18 protein-coding genes are annotated in these 21,476 nt (G+C 38.8%); 12 read left to right on the forward strand and 6 right to left on the reverse strand.

What is annotated here, in order from left to right:
• Positions 1-2: 2 nt before the first annotated feature.
• Positions 3-3,056, forward strand: a complete 3,054-nt coding sequence (locus GLP24_RS10770) for an efflux RND transporter permease subunit (protein ID WP_232615997.1) — start codon at positions 3-5, stop codon at positions 3,054-3,056.
• Positions 3,057-3,145: 89 nt separating this feature from the next.
• On the opposite strand, the gene GLP24_RS10775 is transcribed toward GLP24_RS10770, so the two are convergent.
• Positions 3,146-3,724: a TetR/AcrR family transcriptional regulator gene (locus GLP24_RS10775; RefSeq protein WP_101767904.1), complete on the reverse strand. Its 579-nt coding sequence runs from the start codon at positions 3,722-3,724 to the stop codon at positions 3,146-3,148.
• Between the two features lie 124 nt (positions 3,725-3,848).
• Between GLP24_RS10775 and GLP24_RS10780 the strand changes: the two genes are divergently transcribed.
• The 6 genes from GLP24_RS10780 (at position 3,849) to GLP24_RS10805 (ending at position 11,030) form a co-directional block, all read left to right on the forward strand.
• A complete protein-coding gene (locus tag GLP24_RS10780; RefSeq protein WP_232599517.1) occupies positions 3,849-4,892 on the forward strand; it encodes an alkene reductase in 1,044 nt (347 codons plus the stop codon).
• A 169-nt stretch (positions 4,893-5,061) separates the two neighbouring features.
• Positions 5,062-5,937: a phospholipase A gene (locus tag GLP24_RS10785; protein ID WP_232615998.1), complete on the forward strand. Its 876-nt coding sequence runs from the start codon at positions 5,062-5,064 to the stop codon at positions 5,935-5,937.
• Between the two features lie 261 nt (positions 5,938-6,198).
• The gene (locus tag GLP24_RS10790) at positions 6,199-6,915 is read left to right on the forward strand and encodes a PAS and helix-turn-helix domain-containing protein (protein WP_227990347.1); all 717 of its coding nucleotides are present in this window, start codon (positions 6,199-6,201) and stop codon (positions 6,913-6,915) included.
• A gap of 100 nt (positions 6,916-7,015) precedes the next feature.
• On the forward strand, positions 7,016-8,452 hold the full coding sequence (locus GLP24_RS10795; protein WP_232615999.1) for an amidohydrolase: 1,437 nt from the start codon (positions 7,016-7,018) through the stop codon (positions 8,450-8,452).
• A 226-nt stretch (positions 8,453-8,678) separates the two neighbouring features.
• Positions 8,679-10,604, forward strand: coding sequence for a RecQ family ATP-dependent DNA helicase (locus GLP24_RS10800; RefSeq protein ID WP_232616000.1), 1,926 nt, complete (start codon positions 8,679-8,681; stop codon positions 10,602-10,604).
• A gap of 126 nt (positions 10,605-10,730) precedes the next feature.
• Positions 10,731-11,030 (forward strand): DUF406 family protein, encoded by a 300-nt coding sequence (locus GLP24_RS10805; RefSeq protein WP_232616001.1) that lies wholly within the window; start codon positions 10,731-10,733, stop codon positions 11,028-11,030.
• A 101-nt stretch (positions 11,031-11,131) separates the two neighbouring features.
• Here GLP24_RS10805 and GLP24_RS10810 read toward each other — a convergent pair whose 3' ends face one another.
• The 5 genes from GLP24_RS10810 to GLP24_RS10830 all read right to left on the reverse strand — a co-directional run bounded on the left by GLP24_RS10810 (position 11,132) and on the right by GLP24_RS10830 (position 15,891).
• Entirely contained in the window at positions 11,132-11,344 is a 213-nt protein-coding gene (locus tag GLP24_RS10810) for a DUF1496 domain-containing protein (protein WP_232603858.1), read from the reverse strand.
• Between the two features lie 229 nt (positions 11,345-11,573).
• Entirely contained in the window at positions 11,574-13,355 is a 1,782-nt protein-coding gene (gene phaC / locus GLP24_RS10815) for a class I poly(R)-hydroxyalkanoic acid synthase (RefSeq protein WP_232583321.1), read from the reverse strand.
• Between the two features lie 105 nt (positions 13,356-13,460).
• Entirely contained in the window at positions 13,461-13,811 is a 351-nt protein-coding gene (locus GLP24_RS10820) for a phasin family protein (protein ID WP_101767896.1), read from the reverse strand.
• A 75-nt stretch (positions 13,812-13,886) separates the two neighbouring features.
• Positions 13,887-15,092, reverse strand: coding sequence for an acetyl-CoA C-acetyltransferase (locus GLP24_RS10825; RefSeq protein ID WP_232616002.1), 1,206 nt, complete (start codon positions 15,090-15,092; stop codon positions 13,887-13,889).
• A 58-nt stretch (positions 15,093-15,150) separates the two neighbouring features.
• Positions 15,151-15,891, reverse strand: coding sequence for an SDR family oxidoreductase (locus GLP24_RS10830; RefSeq protein ID WP_232575325.1), 741 nt, complete (start codon positions 15,889-15,891; stop codon positions 15,151-15,153).
• A 686-nt stretch (positions 15,892-16,577) separates the two neighbouring features.
• On the opposite strand from GLP24_RS10830, the gene GLP24_RS10835 reads away from it, so the two are divergent.
• The 5 genes from GLP24_RS10835 to GLP24_RS10855 all read left to right on the forward strand — a co-directional run.
• Positions 16,578-17,534: an AAA family ATPase gene (locus GLP24_RS10835; RefSeq protein WP_101767893.1), complete on the forward strand. Its 957-nt coding sequence runs from the start codon at positions 16,578-16,580 to the stop codon at positions 17,532-17,534.
• Complete coding sequence (locus GLP24_RS10840) at positions 17,531-18,481, forward strand: DUF58 domain-containing protein (protein ID WP_232616003.1); 951 nt, start codon at positions 17,531-17,533, stop codon at positions 18,479-18,481. The genes GLP24_RS10835 and GLP24_RS10840 overlap by 4 nt, the downstream gene beginning before the upstream one ends.
• Complete coding sequence (locus GLP24_RS10845) at positions 18,481-19,005, forward strand: DUF4381 domain-containing protein (protein ID WP_232579506.1); 525 nt, start codon at positions 18,481-18,483, stop codon at positions 19,003-19,005. Before GLP24_RS10840 ends, GLP24_RS10845 begins: the two co-directional genes overlap by 1 nt.
• On the forward strand, positions 18,998-19,963 hold the full coding sequence (locus GLP24_RS10850) for a vWA domain-containing protein (protein ID WP_232616004.1): 966 nt from the start codon (positions 18,998-19,000) through the stop codon (positions 19,961-19,963). Before GLP24_RS10845 ends, GLP24_RS10850 begins: the two co-directional genes overlap by 8 nt.
• Positions 19,956-21,476, forward strand: a 1,521-nt coding sequence (locus tag GLP24_RS10855) for a VWA domain-containing protein (RefSeq protein ID WP_232616005.1), incomplete at its 3' end; no start/stop codon positions are given. The genes GLP24_RS10850 and GLP24_RS10855, both read left to right, overlap by 8 nt.

Here is a 21,476-nt window from a genome sequence, read left to right on the forward strand (position 1 = left end):
AAATGGATATCGCTCGCTATACCATAGCCAAGCGCACCAGTGTTTGGGTAATGATGGCTATCATTCTAATTGGTGGCTACATCAGCTATCTAAAATTAGGGCGTTTTGAAGATCCTGAATTTGTTATTCGCCAAGCCGTTATTATCACACCTTACGCGGGTGCAACGGCACAAGAAGTATCAGATGAAGTTACTGATATCATTGAAGGTGCTGTCCAGTCATTGCAAGAACTGAAAGAAGTTAAATCAGTTTCTAAACAAGGCATGTCTGAAGTAACGGTTGAAATCAAACTTGAGTTTGCAAAAAGCCAAGCCGACCTTCAACAAGTATGGGACAAGCTACGTCGAAAAGTGGTTGATGCACAGCGTCAATTACCTCCAGGCGCAGGTCCATCCATTGTTAACGATGATTTCTCTGACGTTTATGCTTTATTCTTTGCAGTAACAGGTGAAGGCTTCTCTGACAAACAACTGTCTGATTATGTAGATAGTTTACGTCGTGAGCTGGTACTTGTTCCTGGTGTTGCTAAAACCGCAACCCTAGCAGAACAACAAGAAACCATTTTTGTTGAGTTCACCAGTGAGCGTTTGGCTAAATTTGGTTTATCCGTCGATAATGTTCTATCAGTATTACAAAAACAAAATATTGTAACTGTCGCGGGTAGCTTAACATCAAATGGAATGCGCATTCCTGTAATGCCAACACCCAATGTTAACTCGTTTAATGACCTGAAAAATCTTCAAGTGGGTATTGGTGATAATCACACCGTATTACATCTTCAAGATATTGCGACCATCAAGCGTGGCTATCAAGAACCCGCATCAATGTTAATGCGTTATAACGGTGAACGTGCGATTGGTTTTGGTATTTCAAATGTCACTGGCGGTAACGTTGTTGATATGGGTGATGCGGTTAAAGCACGTATCGCTGAATTAGAAAGCCAACGCCCTTTAGGTATGGAACTGAATGTCATCTCAATGCAATCAGATTCTGTACGTGATTCAGTAACTAACTTTATTGATAACCTTATTGCAGCGGTAGTGATTGTATTTATCGTACTACTGCTCTTTATGGGGCTGCGCTCAGGCGTTATTATCGGTTTTGTATTAGTACTTACCGTCGCTGGCACGCTATGCATCATGCTAATGGATGACATTGCGATGCAGCGTATTTCTCTAGGTGCACTAATTATTGCCCTTGGAATGCTGGTTGATAATGCAATTGTTGTTACTGATGGTATTTTAGTTCGCTTACAAAACAATGAAGATCGTGAAGTTGTTATTCCCGAAGTCGTTAATGCAACTAAATGGCCATTATTAGGCGGTACGGTTGTTGGTATCTGTGCATTCAGTGCTATTGGCTTGTCACCATCAGATATGGGTGAATACGCAGGGTCGTTATTCTGGGTTATTCTTTACTCTATGCTTTTAAGTTGGTTATTTGCAGTAACGGTTACCCCATTACTGTGTCACCAATTCTTAAAAGTTAAAGTAAAAACAGATACTGATAAACCAAGCAAAGTTGTCAGTGGCTACAAAGGGTTATTATCGTGGGTATTACTTCACCGTAAGACCACGGGTTTATTACTGGTTGCCACTCTTATTGGTGCGATTTGGGGCGTAAAATTTGTCCCTCCTGGTTTTATGCCTGAATCACAACGTGCGCAATTTGTGGTGGATGTGTACCTACCACAAGGTACTGATATTCAAAACACACAAACCTTTATTGCTAACATTGAGAAAGACGTTAAACAAAAACCAGGTATCAGTAATATCTCAAGCTTCATTGGTGGTGGCGGCTTACGCTTTATGCTGACCTATGCACCAGAGGCTCGCAACCCTAGCTACGGTCAGTTACTGATCGACATTGATGATTACCGTAATATTGCGCCATTATTAGTTGAACTCCAAAAAGAGCTCGACCTTAAATACCCTGAAGCATCAATCAAAGTATGGAAATTCATGCTTGGTCGCGGCGGCGGTAAGAAAATTGAAGCAGGATTTAAAGGCCCTGATAGTAAGGTATTACGTAGCCTTGCAGAACAAGCTAAAGCTATCATGCTAAGTGATCCAAATTTGATCGCGGTTCAAGATGATTGGCGTCAGCAAGTTCCTGTAATAAAGCCAATATACTCAACTGAAAAGGCACAGCGTTTTGGTTTAACTAACCAAGAAATAAGTCAAGCTATTGCGCAAACATTAACCGGTCGTAACATCGGTGTGTACCGTGAAGGTAATGATTTAATCCCTATCGTCGTGCGTGCGCCAGATAATGAGCGTACTCATGAACGTGCAATTGAAAATACTGAAGTTTACAGCCGTATGGTTAATGGATTAATTCCTGTAAGCCAATTGGTTGAGTCAGTAAACGTTGCTTGGGAAGATGCCATCTTACGCCGTATTAATCGTATTCCAACCATTCTGGTTCAGGCAGATCCTGCACCGGGTATTTTCACTGCGGATGCATTTAATGATCTACGTGGCAAAATTGAAGCGATTAAATTACCGCCCGGTTATGAATTGACATGGTATGGCGAATATAAAGCATCTAATGACGCAAACGAAGGTCTTGCTAGCTCTGCCCCTTACGGCTTTGCGGCAATGATTTTAGCGGTGATCTTTATGTTTAACGCGCTTCGTCAACCATTAGTGATTTGGCTAACCGTGCCATTTGCTTTAGTCGGCGTAACTGTTGGCTTAGTGATATTCCAAACCCCGTTTGAATTTATGGCGATTCTAGGTTTCCTAAGCTTAATCGGTATGATGGTAAAAAATGCAATTGTATTGGTCGACCAAACCGATGTTGAAATAGCCGCAGGTAAAACAGCATATCAGGCAATTATTGATTCAGCGCTTAGTCGTGCTCGACCAGTATTGCTAGGTGCATTTACGACTATTCTAGGTGTTGCTCCGTTACTGGTAGATCCATTCTTTAAGAGTATGGCAGTAACGATTATGTTCGGTCTGTTATTTGCAACAATCTTAACATTAGTGGTCATTCCACTGCTGTATGCGGTATTGTTCCGCGTTAAAGTAGAAGAAACACCACCAGCATAATTAGTACAACAAAATAAAAGGGAGTGACATCATTGATGTACACTCCCTTTTTTATCTTTTGATGGTTATAAATAATCATCAAATCGCTGTTATTGTTTAATATAATCAATAAGATCAGCCGCTAAACGTCGCAACATGCCGGGATCTGGATGCGTATGGGACAGCACACGAATACCATAAATTCCCATCACTAAAAATTGTGCTAACTGTTGGCTATCTCGCTGGTAACTAATTTCATTATTTTGCTGTGCCAACACAAGCTGCTCGGCCAATGTTTGCTGCCATTGTTTTAACATATAACTAATCACATCAGCCACTTCAACATCTTGTTGAGCAAGTTCACTCAATGCTTTTTGCAATAAACAGTCTTTAATCTGTTCACGCTCACACTCATCAACAACATGCTCAAGGTAAGTAGCAATCGCTCCCATGACTGATGTTGATTGGGAAAACAAAGTAACAAATTGTGTATAACGTTGATCTCGATAATGTTCTAGCGCAGCTAATAACAACCCTCGTTTATTTTTAAAAGCACAATAAATAGAGCCAGGATGAAGCCCTGTTGCTTGTTTCAAATCTTGCATACTGGTATTGCCATAACCTTTGGCTATAAAAATATCCATTGCCGATCGTAAGACACTATCACGATCAAATTCAGCACTACGCATAATGACTCTCTTTTGCTTTAACTCATGCTAGTTTACTTAATATTGAACAATCATTCAAAAAAGTCTTGAATGATTGTTCAAATAAGCCTAACTTGAATGAGCATTCAAATTAGAGGTAATAATCATGCTCGATACCCTATTTCATCCTTTTGTACTTAACGACACGCTTACTTTAAAAAATCGTATTCTTATGGCGCCATTAACACGTTGTATGGCTGATGACAATTTAGTCCCAACCCAAGCAATGATCGATTATTATGCCCATCGTGCAGATACTGGGCTTATTATTTCAGAAGCGATTTTAATTCGTGCTGATGGTCAGGGGTATCCACATACGCCGGGATTATTTACACCAGAACAAATTAACGGCTGGCGTAAAGTAACAGATGCTGTTCATAACAATGGTGGTAAGATCTTTGCACAATTGTGGCATACAGGTCGTGTAGCTCATCCATTCTTTTTTAATGGTGAGTATGTACTTGCTCCTTCTGCAATAGCACTTGAAGGGACGTTACCAAGAATGCGGGAGTTAACTTATACCGTTCCTAAGCCTGCAACTAAAACTGAAATTGAACAACTTATTGCCGATTTTAGTCAAGCAGCAGCAAATGCAATTGATGCGGGTTTTGACGGTGTAGAAATTCATGGCGCAAATGGTTATTTAATCGATCAATTTCTACATTTCAGCACCAATGAACGTGATGATGAGTTTGGTGAAACACCAGAGAATATGGCTCGCTTCCCACTTGCTGTTATTGATGCAATTAGCCAGCGCATCGGTCGAGATCGTACTGGTCTACGTTTATCACCCGGCGGTTACTTTAATCTTGAAGGTGATGCACGTGATCGTAAAGTGTTTGATTACTTGTTACCTGAAGTTGAAAAGCGTTGTTTAGCGTATTTGCATGTTGGTATTTTTGATGACAGCATGAATTTTGACTATCTTGATGGCAGCGTATCACAATATATGCGTGCTCATTATCACCGCACATTGATTGGTGTCGGTTGTTACACTCCCGAGACAGGCAGCGATGCTATTGAAGCGGGGAAATTTGATTTATTAGCCATTGGCCGTCCTTTAATTGCTAACCCTGATTACGTTAATAAAATACAATCAGGTAAAGCACTTACTCCATATGACGACACCATGCTAGCTCAGCTAATTTAACACTACTTTTTACGCCTTAATCACGAGCTATTAAGGCGTTTGTGTTGCTACTATTCATAATTTAGTTTTAAATCACAAAAAATCATTGTTTGCATTTGTATCGATAGACAAAAACCCAGTTTAGCTCTTATGATAACAATAGATAAAATAATAAACATAGAAAATAATAATGAATATCAAACAGCACCAATCAAATTCGAAAATTTTATTAACGGGTTTATTTATCGTAGCAAGTGGCTATACGTCTTATGCAAATGCTGACACAATAGCGCCCTCAACGTTAAATAATTCCTTAAATTATAGTAGTACTAATCCGCTACTTTTAGAACAATATAAAGATAACTTTGTTTTACCTTTTTATTATACCCAATCTCCAAATCACAAAGAATATCAATCGATTATCCCTGAAGACGGCAAGCTAAGTAACTATAACGTCAACTTTCAGATCAGCTTAAAATACCGTTTATTGTCAGGTATTATAAATGATAATGACCAACTCTATTTTGCCTATACTCAACGTTCAAACTGGCAAGCCTACGCGTCATCTGCATTTTTTAGAGATACCGAATACGAACCTTCTGTTTTCTGGACGTTCCCCACTCAAACAACGTATACCAATAGCTTTCAGTATGCTGGTAGTACATTCGGTTTAGTTCATCAATCTAATGGCCGTGGTGGTGAACAAGAACGGAGTTGGAACCGTGCCTTTGTTGATATGACCTTCAAAAAAGATGCATTAACCTTTAGTGTTAAGCCTTGGGTAAGACTCAATTTTGGAGCTAAAGATTATAACAAGGACATCAATAACTACCTTGGTTATGGTCGTGTCAGTATGAATTGGAATATTGATGGCAAGAGCATGCTCACCTTTACAGTACGAAACGCACTAGAAAGTGGCTTCTCTCGCGGTTATGAAAAAATCACCTTGAACTTTCCCATTTATAAACGTTTACGTGGTTACTTAATATTTGAAAGTGGTTATGGTATTTCTATTTCAGACTATAATCATTATGATAATGCCGGTGGTATTGGCTTTTCATTTTAATTAAATAATTAAATTTATATTTATCTCTAGTCTTAAGTAGCATATAAACAATATGCATAAAAAACTAGAGATAATATATTTTCCTCTTAATATATGATTCATCTCATTGATAAAAATATAAAAAAACAATATTTCAATTATCATTTAATAATTATTTCTTTACTCATCGCATATTATATGTTTTTAATAGCATCACTATAAAAATATATTTATCTCACTTTAAAATATTATTATTAAAATGATTATTGATAGAATTAACTTGTGAATATTAATCAATCGACATACTTATCTGTACTTATTCAGATGTTATCATTAATGCCTCATCCTGCTGGTTTAAAATCGAAAGAGGGTGTTTTTGAATATGCCAATGAGGCTTATCGGCATCTCGTTAATGCACCACAAAATATAAAAGGATTAAAAGATAGTGACTTGCCCTGTGATACTGCTGCATTTTGCGATATTTATCTTGAACAAGATAAATTATCATTAACGCAAAATAAAACCATAATAACTATTGAAGTGCACAATTACGCACATGGCATTGATGCATATATATTTACCAAACAACCCATTGTTATTAATGGTATACCTTGGGGGATTCAATTCACCGCAAATAAAGTAACAGATTTAATAAATATGACTTCGTTTGTAGAAGTTCTAGCCGCAGATAAATTAAATTTATCTTTTAGTACAACCCGTCCTTTAGAACCCAAATTAACCCCCTCTCAAGAAATTGTCTTATTTTGGTTATTACGTGGACGACAAACAAAACAAATAGCACAGCTTATTCATCGAACGCCCAAAGCAGTTGAAAAACAAATAGCAAATTTAGTCTCCCGATTTTCCTGTTATGGTATTTCAAGTCGAACAGGATTAATTGAATACGCACGTGGCAATGGCTGGTTATCATTAATACCAGCACAACTATTTAAAACATCAATATCTCTTATTATCAATCAAGATGAACAAAGTGATTAAGTTCACAAAAAATACAGTAACTTAAGCAAAGGATTGTTTAGTTACATTAATTTGCGTTTATAATCCTGCCAATTTTTTCGCTTCTTATCATTGGTCATTTATGCACATAAAAATCAGTTTAATAACAACATTACTTCTTATTTCTGGATGTGGATCTTTATCCACCATAACCCCAGTATCTCAAGTAAGTTTAATCATTAAAAATGGCCAGGTCATCACCATGAATGGTCAAAAACAGCTGATTGAAAATGGTGTTGTCATCATCAATAACGACACCATTGTCGCCGTGGGTGATCAAACATTATTATCTCAATATAATGCAACTCGTATCATTGACGCACAAAATGGGATTGTGATGCCAGGAATGGTCAATACTCATAACCATTTACCGATGATTGCTTTTAGAGGATTAGGCGAAGAAGGGATCGAAAACCGTTTATTTGCTTATTTCTTTCCTCTTGAAAGCGAAAAACTCAGCCGTGATTTAATTTATCAAGCCACTCGTCTTGGTGCAATTGATCTTGCACAAAGCGGTGTAACAACCTTTGCAGACATGTACTACCATGTTGATGAAATGGCCAAAGCAACCAAAGAGATTGGCCTACGTGCGGTTTTAGGTGAAACCGTTATTAAATTCCCAGTGGTTGATGCAAAACAACCGTATGGTGGTCTAGAGTACGCCCAAAAATTTATTACTCAATATCAGCATGATCCTTTAATTACCCCAGCATTTGCGCCACATGCCGCTTATACCGTTTCAAAACAAAAACTACAGCAAATCAATACACTCTCTAAAAAATTAAACGTTCCCGTATTAATTCATGTGGGTGAATTTGGTAATGAAGCCGCACGTATTAATGACAATCCGAAACAACTGAGCCCAGTCGCTTGGCTTAAAGACATCGGCGTGCTTGATCAACGAATGGTATTAGCGCATGCGATCCATATTAACCAAGCAGATATTGATCTCATCAAACAATCAGGGGCGGGTATCGCTTATAACCCAATGACAAACGCTAAAGGTGCGACAGGCATTGCACCTGCATGGGAAATGTATCAACAGCGCGTTCCAATGGGGTTAGGGACTGATGGCCCAATGAGTTCGAATCAAGTCGATTTATGGCGCACACTGAGTTATGCCGCCAATATGCAACGTTTAAAACATAATAACCGTACTATTATGATCCCAGAGCAGGTGATTGAACTCGCGACCATCGGTGGTGCTCGTGCACTGCATATGGACGATAAGATTGGTTCACTTGAAGTAGGTAAAAAAGCCGATGTTATTATTGTTGAAACTCAATCAGCTAACATGATGCCTAATTACAACCCTTATGCCACCTTGGTCTATCAAGCAAATCCAAGCAATGTTACAACGACAATCGTCAATGGCAATATTGTGATGGAACAGCGTCAAATGGTGCACGTTGATACAGCCGATGTAACTCGCCATATTCGTGCTATCGAAGCGGATATTGCAGCATTTGCCAAAGAGCTAGCAAAGAAAGCCATTACATCACCAAGCCTCATGAAATAAGCCACATCCTCTCTACCCGTTTATCACAATACGGTGTCGTCAAATACAGTATGTAAGGAAGGTGATCCCTTACATACTCAACAATTTTAAATGCAACAATGAATCGACTTCGTTTTAAATGCGAATAACCGCACCAGAAATAGCTTAACTTTCGTTGTGCTTTTTATCTTTCCGTAAATCAATACGGTATGATAGCTACCAATCAATGGTTAGCGGGTATTAAGACATGTATCATCAAACACTTAAAAAATATTTTGGCTTTGATTCTTTACGCCTCGGGCAAGAAGACGTTATTACCCGTGTCCTCAATGGTTATTCTGCCGCCGCCATATTTCCGACAGGATCGGGGAAATCATTATGTTATCAATTACCCGCGATTGAATTACCCCATCTTACTTTGGTCATTTCACCACTCTTAGCATTAATGAAAGATCAGCTCGACTTTTTAGCCACCAAAGGCATTCCAGCGGCCTCAATAGATTCCAGCCAAACATGGCAACAAACCCAACAAGTGATGCAGCAAATTCGTCAAGGTGAAATCAAAGTACTAATGATCTCAGTTGAACGTCTAAAAAATGAACGTTTTCGCCATTTTATTAGTCAAATCCCAATTTCATTATTAGTCGTCGATGAAGCACACTGTATTTCAGAATGGGGTCACAACTTCCGTCCCGATTATTTAAAACTGCCCCACTACCAACAAGCATTAAACATTCCACAAGTCCTACTGCTCACAGCAACCGCAACCCCTGCGGTAATTCAAGATATGCAGGACAAATTTTCCATTGATAAAGATAATATTATTGTGACTGGCTTTTACCGTAATAACCTTGATTTAACGGTATTAGCAGCTGACGAAGATGAAAAAATAGACACCCTTAAACACCAACTTTCCCAGCGTAGTAATGAGCCATCTATTGTTTATGTCACCTTACAGCACACAGCAGAACAAGTGGCAGAAGCACTCACTCGCAGTCATTTTCCAGCCCAAGCCTACCATGCAGGAATGGATTCAGAGCATCGACATAATATTCAACAACAATTTATGAATGGTGACATCAATTGTATTGTTGCAACCATCGCTTTTGGTATGGGGATCGATAAATCCAATATTCGCCAAGTGATTCATTTTGACTTACCTAAATCTATTGAAAACTATAGCCAAGAGATTGGACGTGCAGGACGTGATGGCGAAATGTCACAATGTACCGTTATTGCGAATAAATCAGGGCTTAATGTCTTAGAAAACTTTGTCTTTGGTGACACACCCGATCACAGTGCTATTGCTTATATTTTACGTGAAATACAAGCACAAGATCAGCAATGGGAGATCATGAGTAGCCGCTTATCTAAAGACAGTAATATTCGTTTATTGCCGCTTAAAACATTATTAGTTTATCTTGAAATTCGTCATATTATTGAACCAATGTTTACCTATTTTGCTGATTATCGTTACAAAATGAACATCTCTCAGCAGGATATAGCCCAACGTTTCCAAGGTGAACGCCGACAGTTTATTGAAACAATTTTTGCTTGCTCACCCAAAGCGCGGGTTTGGCATACTTTAGATATGGATGCATTATGGCAAGGCTACCAAGTCGATAGAAAACGGGTTGTCGCAGCTATTGATTATTTGAACGAACAAGGTTGGATCACCCTTGAAAGTAAACAAATGACCGATGTTTACCGTATTAATCAACACCATTTTGATATTGATGTAGAAACAGAAGCGCTCTATCAATTATTTCAACAAAAAGAACACAGTGAAATTAATCGTATCGGAAATATGATTGCTTTTTTTGAAAGTGAAAGTTGTCTAAGCCATAAATTAGCCAGCTATTTTGCTGATCATCATGCACCTAAACAATGCGGCCATTGCTCTGTTTGCCGTGGTAAAATAATCACCTTACCAGCATTACCAATGCTACCTGAGATTACTGATCAACAAATAACGATGTGGGCTGATAGTTTTATTCAACGTAATAGTAGCGCCCCATCAATGGCTGCAATCACTCGTTTTCTGCACGGTATGAGTACACCGCTAAATAGCAAACTCAAAGCAAAACAAATTGAGGGATTTGGCGTGTTAGAAGCCTATCCTTTTCAACAAACTTTCGACCATATTTGCCGCCTATACCACAGTAAAGGTTGAATAAACGTTCATCAATTACCGTAACTTGACGCTTTAATAGCTAAAAACTGACTTTTCATATTAATCAATGGCGATCTGACTCACATCGCTTTAAAATGCAAAGACTAACAAATAGGAAGTAAAGTTATGACAATAGAAAAAGAACAATACCAACCTTGCGATGCTTGTGGTGTTTCAGCTGAAATGGGCTTTATGATCAAAGAACATGATGATGTTGCCGATGTACATGTTTTTGCCAAGGGTAAAACAGCATTAGAATTAGAACTTGCGAACTACCTTACGCTAGCAAAACAAGTTAATGTTAACTTTAAAGTTGAAACAACGCCAGTTGATGAAGCAAGTACAGAATTAACAGCACGCATCCAGTTTGAATGTAGTGCTGAAAAATTAATTTTTGAACTAAAAAGCCGCTCTCTAGCGAAGTAAGTTATCAAAGTCGGCATTATTTGCCATTTTAATAACGAATAAAGCCAGTAAACAGTTATATTTTGTATATTCATACAACATACAATCTGATGCTGGCTTTATTATTTATGTCCTAATGGTGTTACAGATACCGCAGGAAGCTGACGTACCACCCATTTTAAAGAGCCATTTAACTCAATCTCTTGTGCTGAACGACATTCCAACACAAGATTATCCATGGCGATAATAGCCCCCAGCGAATACCCTTTTCCAGCATATAAACACTGACGTTGTGGTAATGTATTTAACTGAAGTTCAGCGACAGGTTGAATCACAGGTATATTATCCGTGCTGTATTGCTTTGCGTAACTGATAGTAACAAAACTAATACTACCTATTATAACTATCCATCCCCGCTTTAAAAAATGCATATTCTATCCTTATTGCTTTAATCTATAGTAAATCAATACAATTGAATCATTTAAAAGATAATTATCATACTTTCCATAAATTAAAGTTAAAAAAAAGCCCAGAATAATCTGGGCTTAAAGAATAGTCACGCAATTAAGATTCAGAAATAGGTAGCCTTTGTTTTACATAATCACCCGGTGCAACAGATAACGATGCATAGGTTTCACTTCCAATTTCATACGGTTGCACTTGTTCTGCAGGGCTAAACTCAGTTAACCATACATTCCAATGTGTCCACCAAGAACCATCCTGACGTTTAGCTCCTGCAAACCAAGCCTCAGCATTTTCTTCTTTACTATCGTTAACCCAGAAACCATATTTGTTCTTTTGCGGATGGTTTACAATCCCCGCGATATGGCCTGATTCACCAAGAACAAATGTTGATTTACCGCCTAACTGCTTAGCACCACGGTAAGTACCTTGCCATAAAGCAATATGATCTTCTTGCGTCGAAATAAAGTATGTAGGTACTTTAATCTTGCTCAAATCAATATAGATACCGCCGACTTTATAGCCTTTCTTTTCAACTAATTTGTTTTCTAAATAGAATTGACGTAACAACGTACTATGACATTTAGACGCCACGTTAGTACTATCACCATTCCAATAAAGCAAATCAAAATCAAGTGGGCTATTGCCTTTCAAATAATTATTAATGTAATAGTTCCAATACAAACTATTTTCACGTAATAAGCTGAAAGTCACACTAAGCGAACGTCCATCCATGTACCCATTAGCATCATTTTGAGCTTCAATTGCCGTAATAATTGGATCATTGATATAAGCACCAATTTCACCTGGCTGAGAGAAGTCTAATAATGTGGTAAAGAATGTCGCTGATTTAATACGATTACGAAGACGTTTAGCTGCACAATACGCTAATGTTGTCGCTAATAATGTGCCGCCGATGCAATAACCAACTGCATTAATCTGCTTTTGACCAGTAATATCTTCAATTGCATCAATAGCTTTTACTACACCGTCTAAAACATAATGATCAAAATCAACATCTTTCGATGATTCATCTGGATTACGCCAAGACATCATAAATACTGTATGTCCTTGTTCAACGAGCCAACGGACCATTGAATTATGCTCACGCAAATCAAGAATGTAATATTTATTAATAAAAGGTGGCACAACTAAAAGCGGTGTTTTATTAACCGTTTCAGTCAGAGGTTTATATTGAATAAGCTCAAATAACTCATTTTTAAAAACTACACTACCTTCAGTACAAGCGATATTAACACCTAATTCAAACGCACTATCGTTGGTCATTCGAATTTTTAATACATCAGCACTGCTTTTCATGTCTTCTTGGAACAATTCCATCCCTTTAATTAAATTTTCACCATTCGTTTCAACAGTTAATTTAGCTAATTCTGGGTTGGTTATTACAAAATTTGTTGGGGATAACGCATTGATAGCTTGACGAGAAAAGAAGCCTAAACGCTCTTTTGCTTTATCATCAACACCTTCAATTGAATCAATTGTTTCACGCATTGTGTCACTGAATAACAAATATGATTGCTTAATATAATTATAAAAAGCTTCATTTTCCCATGCAGGATCATCAAAACGTTTATCCTCTTTGGCTGGCTTAATAATGGCATTTTCTGCTGTTGTATTACCAGCGGCAACATTCTGCCAAATCTTAAGTTGATTTTCCCACCAATCCATATGGACTTTAGCTAAAGCACCAGGCTGAGCCGCAGCTTTCTCTAAAAATTGGGTGGTATCTTCCAAGCTCATTTCATTAAGCGCTTTAGTTACCGGGGTATTCATGGCTGCCTTGCCGGAGTCTAGCTCCTTCAACCATAACTGGTTCATATCTTGGAGCCTGGCAAAGTAGTCCGAAAAGAAGTGATTGTTCATAACAAAAACCTTGTACTTGGACTAAGTAATCAGCCATATAATCGTATTATATAGCTGATTAACATAAGCATCAGATAACTACACAACAGTGTAGTTTATCGTGATTTAAACAGCAGGCGTTGCTTGTTTAACATTCTCAGCAACAAACTCTTCAACTTCAGCTTTGAAGCTTTGTGCTACTGAAGAAAATTTATTGCTATCATTGATAAGCTGTTGAGAAAGCGTAGTCAATGTTTCAAGTTGCAGACCATTAAACTCAGTTAAAGATTGAATATCTTTTACTTCGCTAACCGCTTGAAGTTGCTTTAAACCAAGATCACTATAAGCACGTACAGCTGATAATTGAAGCTCAGTTAGTTGCTCAACATTTTTAGCAAATACTTTGTTGAATTTTGCGTATGGTGCTAGTGTTTTTTCTGTTTGCTCAGAAAAAGATTTAAACATTTCCGTATACATAAAACATTCCTCATTGATAGTAATAAAAGTGTGACCATATAAGTAGTATCACACTGATTGTATTAGTTTATTTTCTTACACACATTTTAAAATAACTGCAGTACCCATACCGCCACCTACGCATAATGTTGCCATGCCATATTTATTATTACGACGGCACATTTCATGTAGTAAGCTGACAAGAATACGATTACCAGATGCACCTAAAGGGTGACCGAGTGCAATTGCACCACCATTTACGTTCGCACGCTCAACTAAATCTTCCACTTTAGTACCCGTTTCTTTGGCTACTTCGTGGAATACACCTAATGCTTGACCAGCAAAGGCTTCATTAAATTCGAGAAGATCAATATCTTCAATTACAAGATTTGCTTTTTCTAATGCTTTAAGTACCGCAGGAACAGGGCCTAGCCCCATAAGCTCAGGCGCGACACCGGCTTGAGCATAACTTACAACTTCGGCTAATGGTGTCAGATTGTATTTAGCAACCGCGGCTTCAGATGCGACAATAATTGCACTTGCGCCATCATTAATACCAGAAGCATTACCCGCAGTAACAGAACCGTCACGGTTAAAAGCAGGACGTAACTTAGCAAAATCTTCAATCGAAGCATTTGCTTTTGGGTATTCATCGGTATCAACAACAACCGTCTCACGACGACTAACCACTTCTACAGGGCAAATTTCAGCAACAAAGCGTCCTTCTTCAATTGCGGCCACTGCTTTTTGCTGGCTGGCAAGTGCAAAGTTATCTTGCTGCTCACGGGTTAAACCTACTTTTGCGACTACATTTTCAGCAGTTACACCCATGTGGTAGTTATTGAAAACATCGGTTAGGCCGTCAGCAACTAAAAGATCAGTTAACTCAAGGTTACCCATTTTCTGACCATCACGGATCTTTGATGATACACAGAATGGAATTTGTGACATATTTTCAGCACCAGCAGCAACCACAAGATCCGCATCACCCGCTTTAATATGTGCAGCTGCATCCATTAATGCTTTCATTCCACTGCCACAAACCATATTAAGAGAATAAGCAGGAACTTCATTTGGCAAACCAGCATAAATAGCCGCTTGACGTCCAGGACCCATACCTTGGCCAGCCCCAACAACATTCCCTAAAATAACTTCATCAATCGCATCAACAGGTACGTTGATTTGCGCTAATGCACCTTTAATTGCAACCGCACCGAGTTGTGCTGCAGAAACTGATTTTAACGCACCATTAAAACTACCGATTGGGGTACGTTTTGCGGCAACAATGTATACCTTAGCCATATTTTGCATCCTTTCTATAATATGATTTATTATTTTGTCTTTGTTACAACATCCACAATTAGTGCATGTATAAACCGCCATTTATTGACAATGTTTCGCCAGTAATATAGGCCGCAGCATCACTTGCTAAAAAGACAACCGCTGCCGCAATTTCTTGAGGTTGCGCTAAGCGTTTCATTGGGATTTCTGCTTTGATTGATTCAAGTACTTCAGGTTTAATCGCTTCAACCATTGCCGTACCTGTGTAACCTGGGGCAATTGCATTTACCGTCACACCAGCACGAGCACCTTCAGCTGCGAGCGCTTTAGTAAAGCCAATCATGCCTGCTTTAGCTGCCGAATAATTCGTTTGACCAAACTGTCCTTTTAAACCATTAACTGACGTGATGTTAATAATACGAGCGTTACCATGTTGGCACATAGACTCAAACAAAGGTTGAGTAACATTGAATAAGCTATTGAGATTTGTATTAATCACATCATTCCATTGCTCAGCGGTCATACGCTTAAACATGGTATCTTTAGTAATACCAGCATTATTGACCAACACATCAAGATGGCCTTCTTGCTCTAATAATACGGTTAATGATTCTTTACAAAATGCCGTGTCAGTCACATCTAATGGCAGCAACTTCACTGATTCATTGGAGTAGTTATTCTCCTTAAACCACTCTTTAGCTGATTGCTCGCTCTTTGGATGATAGGCGGCAATAACACGAAAGCCTGCGTCAACTAAAGCCTGAGTAATTGAAGATCCGATACCACCTTTAGCACCTGTCACTAATGCTACTTTTTTCATTTCCAAGGCTCCTTCCTTTGATCTTATCTGTATTTGTTTAAATAAATTTTCAAGCTGGTTTGTCATTATTTATAGTTACATTTAGTTATCATTTTTCTGATAACAACTTCAACATAACTCTTATTAATTACAAACATATTGCATATGACAAATATAACAACACAGATGCATATCTATGGCAAGCAAAGGAGTTAACATTTTTAAAACCATTCACTGTGATTATTAACAACCAAATCACTAGCAAATAATACTAACATATATTTTAACATTTAAAATTATTTGACAATTTACTCAAAAATAAAAAAATCATATCTGTCAATATCTTATAATTACATAAAAATGACATCACATTAAGTTGTTATCATTATGTTGCCGTAAATTTCATGGCATGATGTTTCAAAATAAAAACGACTAGGCAAAATTATTAAAACGATAACGATTGCTATACTTTTACTTTCGCTGAAAATGTTACAAAAATGGCACAAAATCACAAATCACAATTCATGAATTACATCTATAAATATCGTCGATATGAAATTAAACATAATAATTACTCTATCAAGCACATAATTTTCACGCTCACCATTCATCAATAAGATAATTAAATGTGAACTTAATCAAATATTAGTAGTCCGAAAAACAATTGTTTCAGCTTCAGTCTTTTGAATACCAAAGGAAATATTTATATGTTAGCAAGCACATTTAAGCGCCTAAGTGATTACCTTCAAAGTCAGGTTATCGGTCAACCTAATTTAGTCAAACAGCTTTTAATTGCATTATTGGCCGATGGTCATATTCTTGTTGAAGGTCCTCCAGGATTAGCAAAAACACGGGCAGTAAAAGTACTGGCTGATTGTATCGAAGGCGATTTTCACCGCATCCAATTCACACCAGACTTATTGCCTTCAGATTTAACAGGTACTGATATTTTCCGTCCAGAAACGGCTGAATTCACTTTTCAACCCGGACCTATTTTTAATTCATTAGTGCTTGCTGATGAAATTAACCGTGCCCCCGCAAAAGTGCAGGCGGCAATGTTAGAAGCAATGGCTGAAAAACAAATTACCACAGGACGTAAAACATACCCATTACCTGAACTATTTTTAGTGATGGCGACACAAAACCCAATCGAACAAGAAGGAACGTATCCACTACCAGAAGCACAGTTAGATCGCTTTCTATTACAATTGAATGTTGATTACCCTAATGCAGAAAGTGAACTTGAAATTCTGCGCCTTAATCGTGGTGAAGCACTTGGCATAGAAAAAGCAGAACCCGTTCGTCTTAGCCAAAGTGATATTTTTGCCGCACGAAAAGAAATCTTAAACATTCATATGGCTGATGACGTCGAGCATTACATTATTCGTTTAGTGATGGCGACACGCGAACCACATCGCTTTAGTGAACAACTACAATCATGGTTGCAAATGGGAGTGAGTCCTCGTGCGACATTAGCGCTTGACCGTTGTGCTCGTGCACATGCTTGGTTAAATGGCCGTGATTTTGTAACACCAGAAGATGTTCAAACAATGGCTTATCCTGTATTACGTCATCGTTTATTATTAAGCTATGAAGCACAAGCGGAAGGTATTGCAGCAGATCGTGTTGTTGAAACACTTATTTCGCAGGTTGCTAGCTTATGAAAACTACACACATCAACGTAGCGCTGCCACCTCATAGCGATGGCGTCAATGTGTGTCTAGCAGAGCTACTGCAATATAAAAATCAAGCGGTAAGATGGCTGGCACCCGCTAAAAGCATTTGGTCTCAGCTCAATGGTCACCATCAAAGCCGTCATAAAGGACGTGGAATGAACTTCTCTGAAGTGCGTCCTTATCAGGCAGGTGATGATATTCGATCTATTGACTGGCGAGTGACTGCGCGTACAGGAAAAACACATACCAAATTATTTACCGAAGAACGTGAACAACCGATCATGCTCTTTATTGATCTCAGTAGTAGCATGCAGTTTGGCTCACAATTAATGCTGAAATCGGTACAGGCTGCGCATTTTGCCAGTTTATTAAGCTGGTTAGCTATTGATGAACAAGATCGTATCGGTGCTGTCATTTATAATGGAATTAACACCATCGAGTGTAAACCTACCGCCCGTCAGCGGGGACCATTACAGATCATCAATGCATTAATTTCAGCTCAACATGACGCACTACAAGCAATCAATACCAGCCGTCACGATGGTTTTTCAATCGCGTTAAAACGGTTACATTATCTCTGCCCCAAAGGCAGCGAAATTGTTATTATCAGTGATTTTCACACCTTAAAAGCCACAGATAAACGTCGTTTAAGCCAACTTCGACAACATAATCGTATTCAATTTGTCCAAATTTATGATCCTCTCGAACAAGGACAAACACAATTCCGTGGCTATGAGCATGTAACCGATAATAAACAATCAGCATGGCTAGATTTCTCAGCAAAAAAAACACGTGATTCACTCAGTCAACAATATCAAACCCATCAGAATTTTATTCATGAAATGGCAACATCCCTTGCCATTCCATTACATAGTCTCTCGGCTGCACAACCCTTATTACAACAGCTTGGCGCTCATTCTCAAGGAATAAGGTAATGACAACACTGACAGCACCAGCATTACCATTGGCAGATATTCATCTTCACACAGTACCAAGCTATTGGCCACTCGCGTGGGGATGGTGGGCGGTGATTACTGTAAGCCTGATTGTAATCATTACTGTGGGTTACCAACTTCACCGCCGTAATCAACATATTGTGGCGAAAAAAGAAGCCATCGCAATATTAAAAAGTTATCACTTTGAGGGCGGATTAACAGCTATTAATGTCTTATTAAAACAAGCAGCATTAAGCTATTTCCCCCGTTCCATTATTGCCCCTTTAACAGGTACGCAATGGTTACTATTTCTTGATCAACAGTTACCGCTTAAATACCGTGGTTTTATTGATCAACAATCATCGTGGCAACAAGGGCTTTTCTCCTCGATACCATTAACAGAACCGCAATTTAATGATTGTCAGCAACAGGCATTATTATGGCTACAATATGCCCTGCCAGCTAAAACCATAAGTCATGATAATCATGAGTGTGTGATCACCAAGGAGTCATCCAATGTTTGAATTTGTGTGGCTATGGGCATGGGCCTTATTGCCATTAGCATGGCTAGTTTATCGATTAAGTAAACCCGTTGCACAACCTGCGGCAATCCATTTACCTCAATTACCGCAAGGCGTTGGTCAAAAACAGCCCAGTTCTATTATTCGAAAAGTATTAATGTCTTTAGTTTGGGTAAGCCTTGTGTGTGCGATAGCACGACCAGTGTGGTATGGCGATCCAATAGAAATAAAACCAGAGCACCGTGACATGTTATTAGCGGTCGATCTCTCAGGATCAATGGCGATCCCTGATATGGTAACCAAAGATGGTAAAAGTATTAACCGCTTAACGGCTGTGAAACATGTACTGTCTGATTTTATTGCTAAACGCAAAGGAGATCGTCTTGGGTTAGTGATTTTTGCTGATCATGGCTACTTACAAACGCCATTAACGTTTGATCGCAAAACCGTTGAACAACAGCTCAACCGTACTGTCCTTGGCTTAATAGGCCAAAGCACTGCAATTGGTGAAGGACTTGGGGTGGCAACAAAAACCTTTATTGACAGTAAAGCACCACAGCGGGTGATTATTTTACTCAGTGATGGTGGTAATACATCCGGCGTTATCGGTCCAATTGAAGCGGCAAAACTGGCCCAAGAAAGCCACGTTAAAATTTATACCGTCGGTGTTGGCGCTGATAAAATGATTCAAAAAGGCTTCTTCGGTGATCGGGTTGTTAATCCATCATCTGATCTAGATGAAAAAACATTAAGCAAGATCGCCGCGATGACGGGTGGTGAGTATTTCCGTGCACGAAATCCACAGCAGCTAGAAAAAATTTACGACGTGATCAATAAACTTCAACCCGTTAATAATGCTCAACAAACGTGGCGACCACGTGATGAGCTATTCCGTTATCCATTAGCGTTAGCATTGCTTTTATCCGTTATCATCGCTTTCATGAGGAAACGTCATGGCTGATTTTACCTTTATGCACCCATTATGGTTTGCTGCATTCATTCCCTTGATCATTGTTCTGCCATGGTTAAAAGGCAAAGCACAGCATTCAGGCTTAATTGCTCCCCACCTTGCGCAAAAACTGGGTCTAACTCAACAACAGCCCAAAACATGGCCGATGGCTTTATTAGCATTAGGCTGGCTTATTGTTGTTGTTGCTATGGCAGGACCTAGTTGGCAAAAAGTCAAACTTCCCGCTTATAGCCTTAGTGGCGCGCGAGTGCTAGTGATGAATATGTCACAATCAATGTACGCCACCGACATTAAACCTAACCGCTTAACCCAAGAAAGATTTAAAGCTTTAGATATGTTACCGAGCTGGAAAGAAGGCAGTACAGGTCTTGTTGTTTTCTCTGGCGATGGCTATGAAGTCAGCCCTCTCACCACCGACAGCAGTACATTACGTAATTTAATTCCAAGCTTGTCACCCGATGTTATGCCCATTGCGGGTAATAATGCAGCGGCCGGTATTGCTGAAGCGATAAGATTACTTAAACAAGCAGGTCACAATACTGGTGACATCATTTTAATGACCGATGGAATGACTAAGGCTGTCGCAAAGCAAGCATTGACCGACCTCAAAGGGACTCACTATCGCGTTTCTATTCTGGCGATGGGAACCGTTGAGGGCGCTCCAATTCAACTTCCTGATGGCAGTTTATTATCAGAAAATGGCACACCAGTAATCAGTAAAATTAATATCAATACACTGATGTCAATTACTGACAGCACAGGTGGCATATTACAAATGGCACAAACAACTGATAATGATGTTAATGCTATTGCTAACTTCACAGCAAAGCCTTTAGATAATGGCAAAAAAGGCCATGAAAAAGAGCTACAAGAACGTCTAAATGGCGGTTTCTGGTTAATTATTCCATTACTCTTATTGGCTCTACTGGGATTTCGTCGCGGCATTGTTTTAGCAGCAATGTTTGTTTTGTTACCCATCGATCACGCTCAAGCAAGCCCATGGACAAACACTAACCGCCAAGCATATGAAACATTTACTGGTGGTAATTATAAACAGGCAGCACAAGATTTCACGTCGCCACAGTGGAAAGGTATTGCTGAATATAAAGCTAAGCAATATGAACAAGCGATAGCGACACTAAAACCACTACAAGATCCAACATCACAATATAATCTTGGTAATGCTTATGCTCAAAAAGGGGATTATAAACAAGCGGCAGCAACTTATGAAAAGCTATTAAAACAACAACCTGACTTTGCTGATGCTAAAAAGAATTTAGCCATTGTTCAGCAAGCTGAAAAGCAGAAACAACAGCAGAAAAATAAGGAACAGTCAGGAAAAAAAGACCAACAACAACAAGGTCAGCAAGGCAACAAAGACCAGCAGCAAAAAGGTCAGCAAGGTAACAAAGACCAGCAGCAAAAAGGTCAACAAGGTAACAAAGACCAGCAGCAAAAAGGTCAGCAAGGTAACAAAGACCAGCAGCAACAAGGTCAGCAAGGT

Origin of the sequence: Photobacterium carnosum, from assembly GCF_021236965.1 — a bacterium.
Taxonomy (GTDB): Bacteria; Pseudomonadota; Gammaproteobacteria; order Enterobacterales; family Vibrionaceae; genus Photobacterium; species Photobacterium carnosum.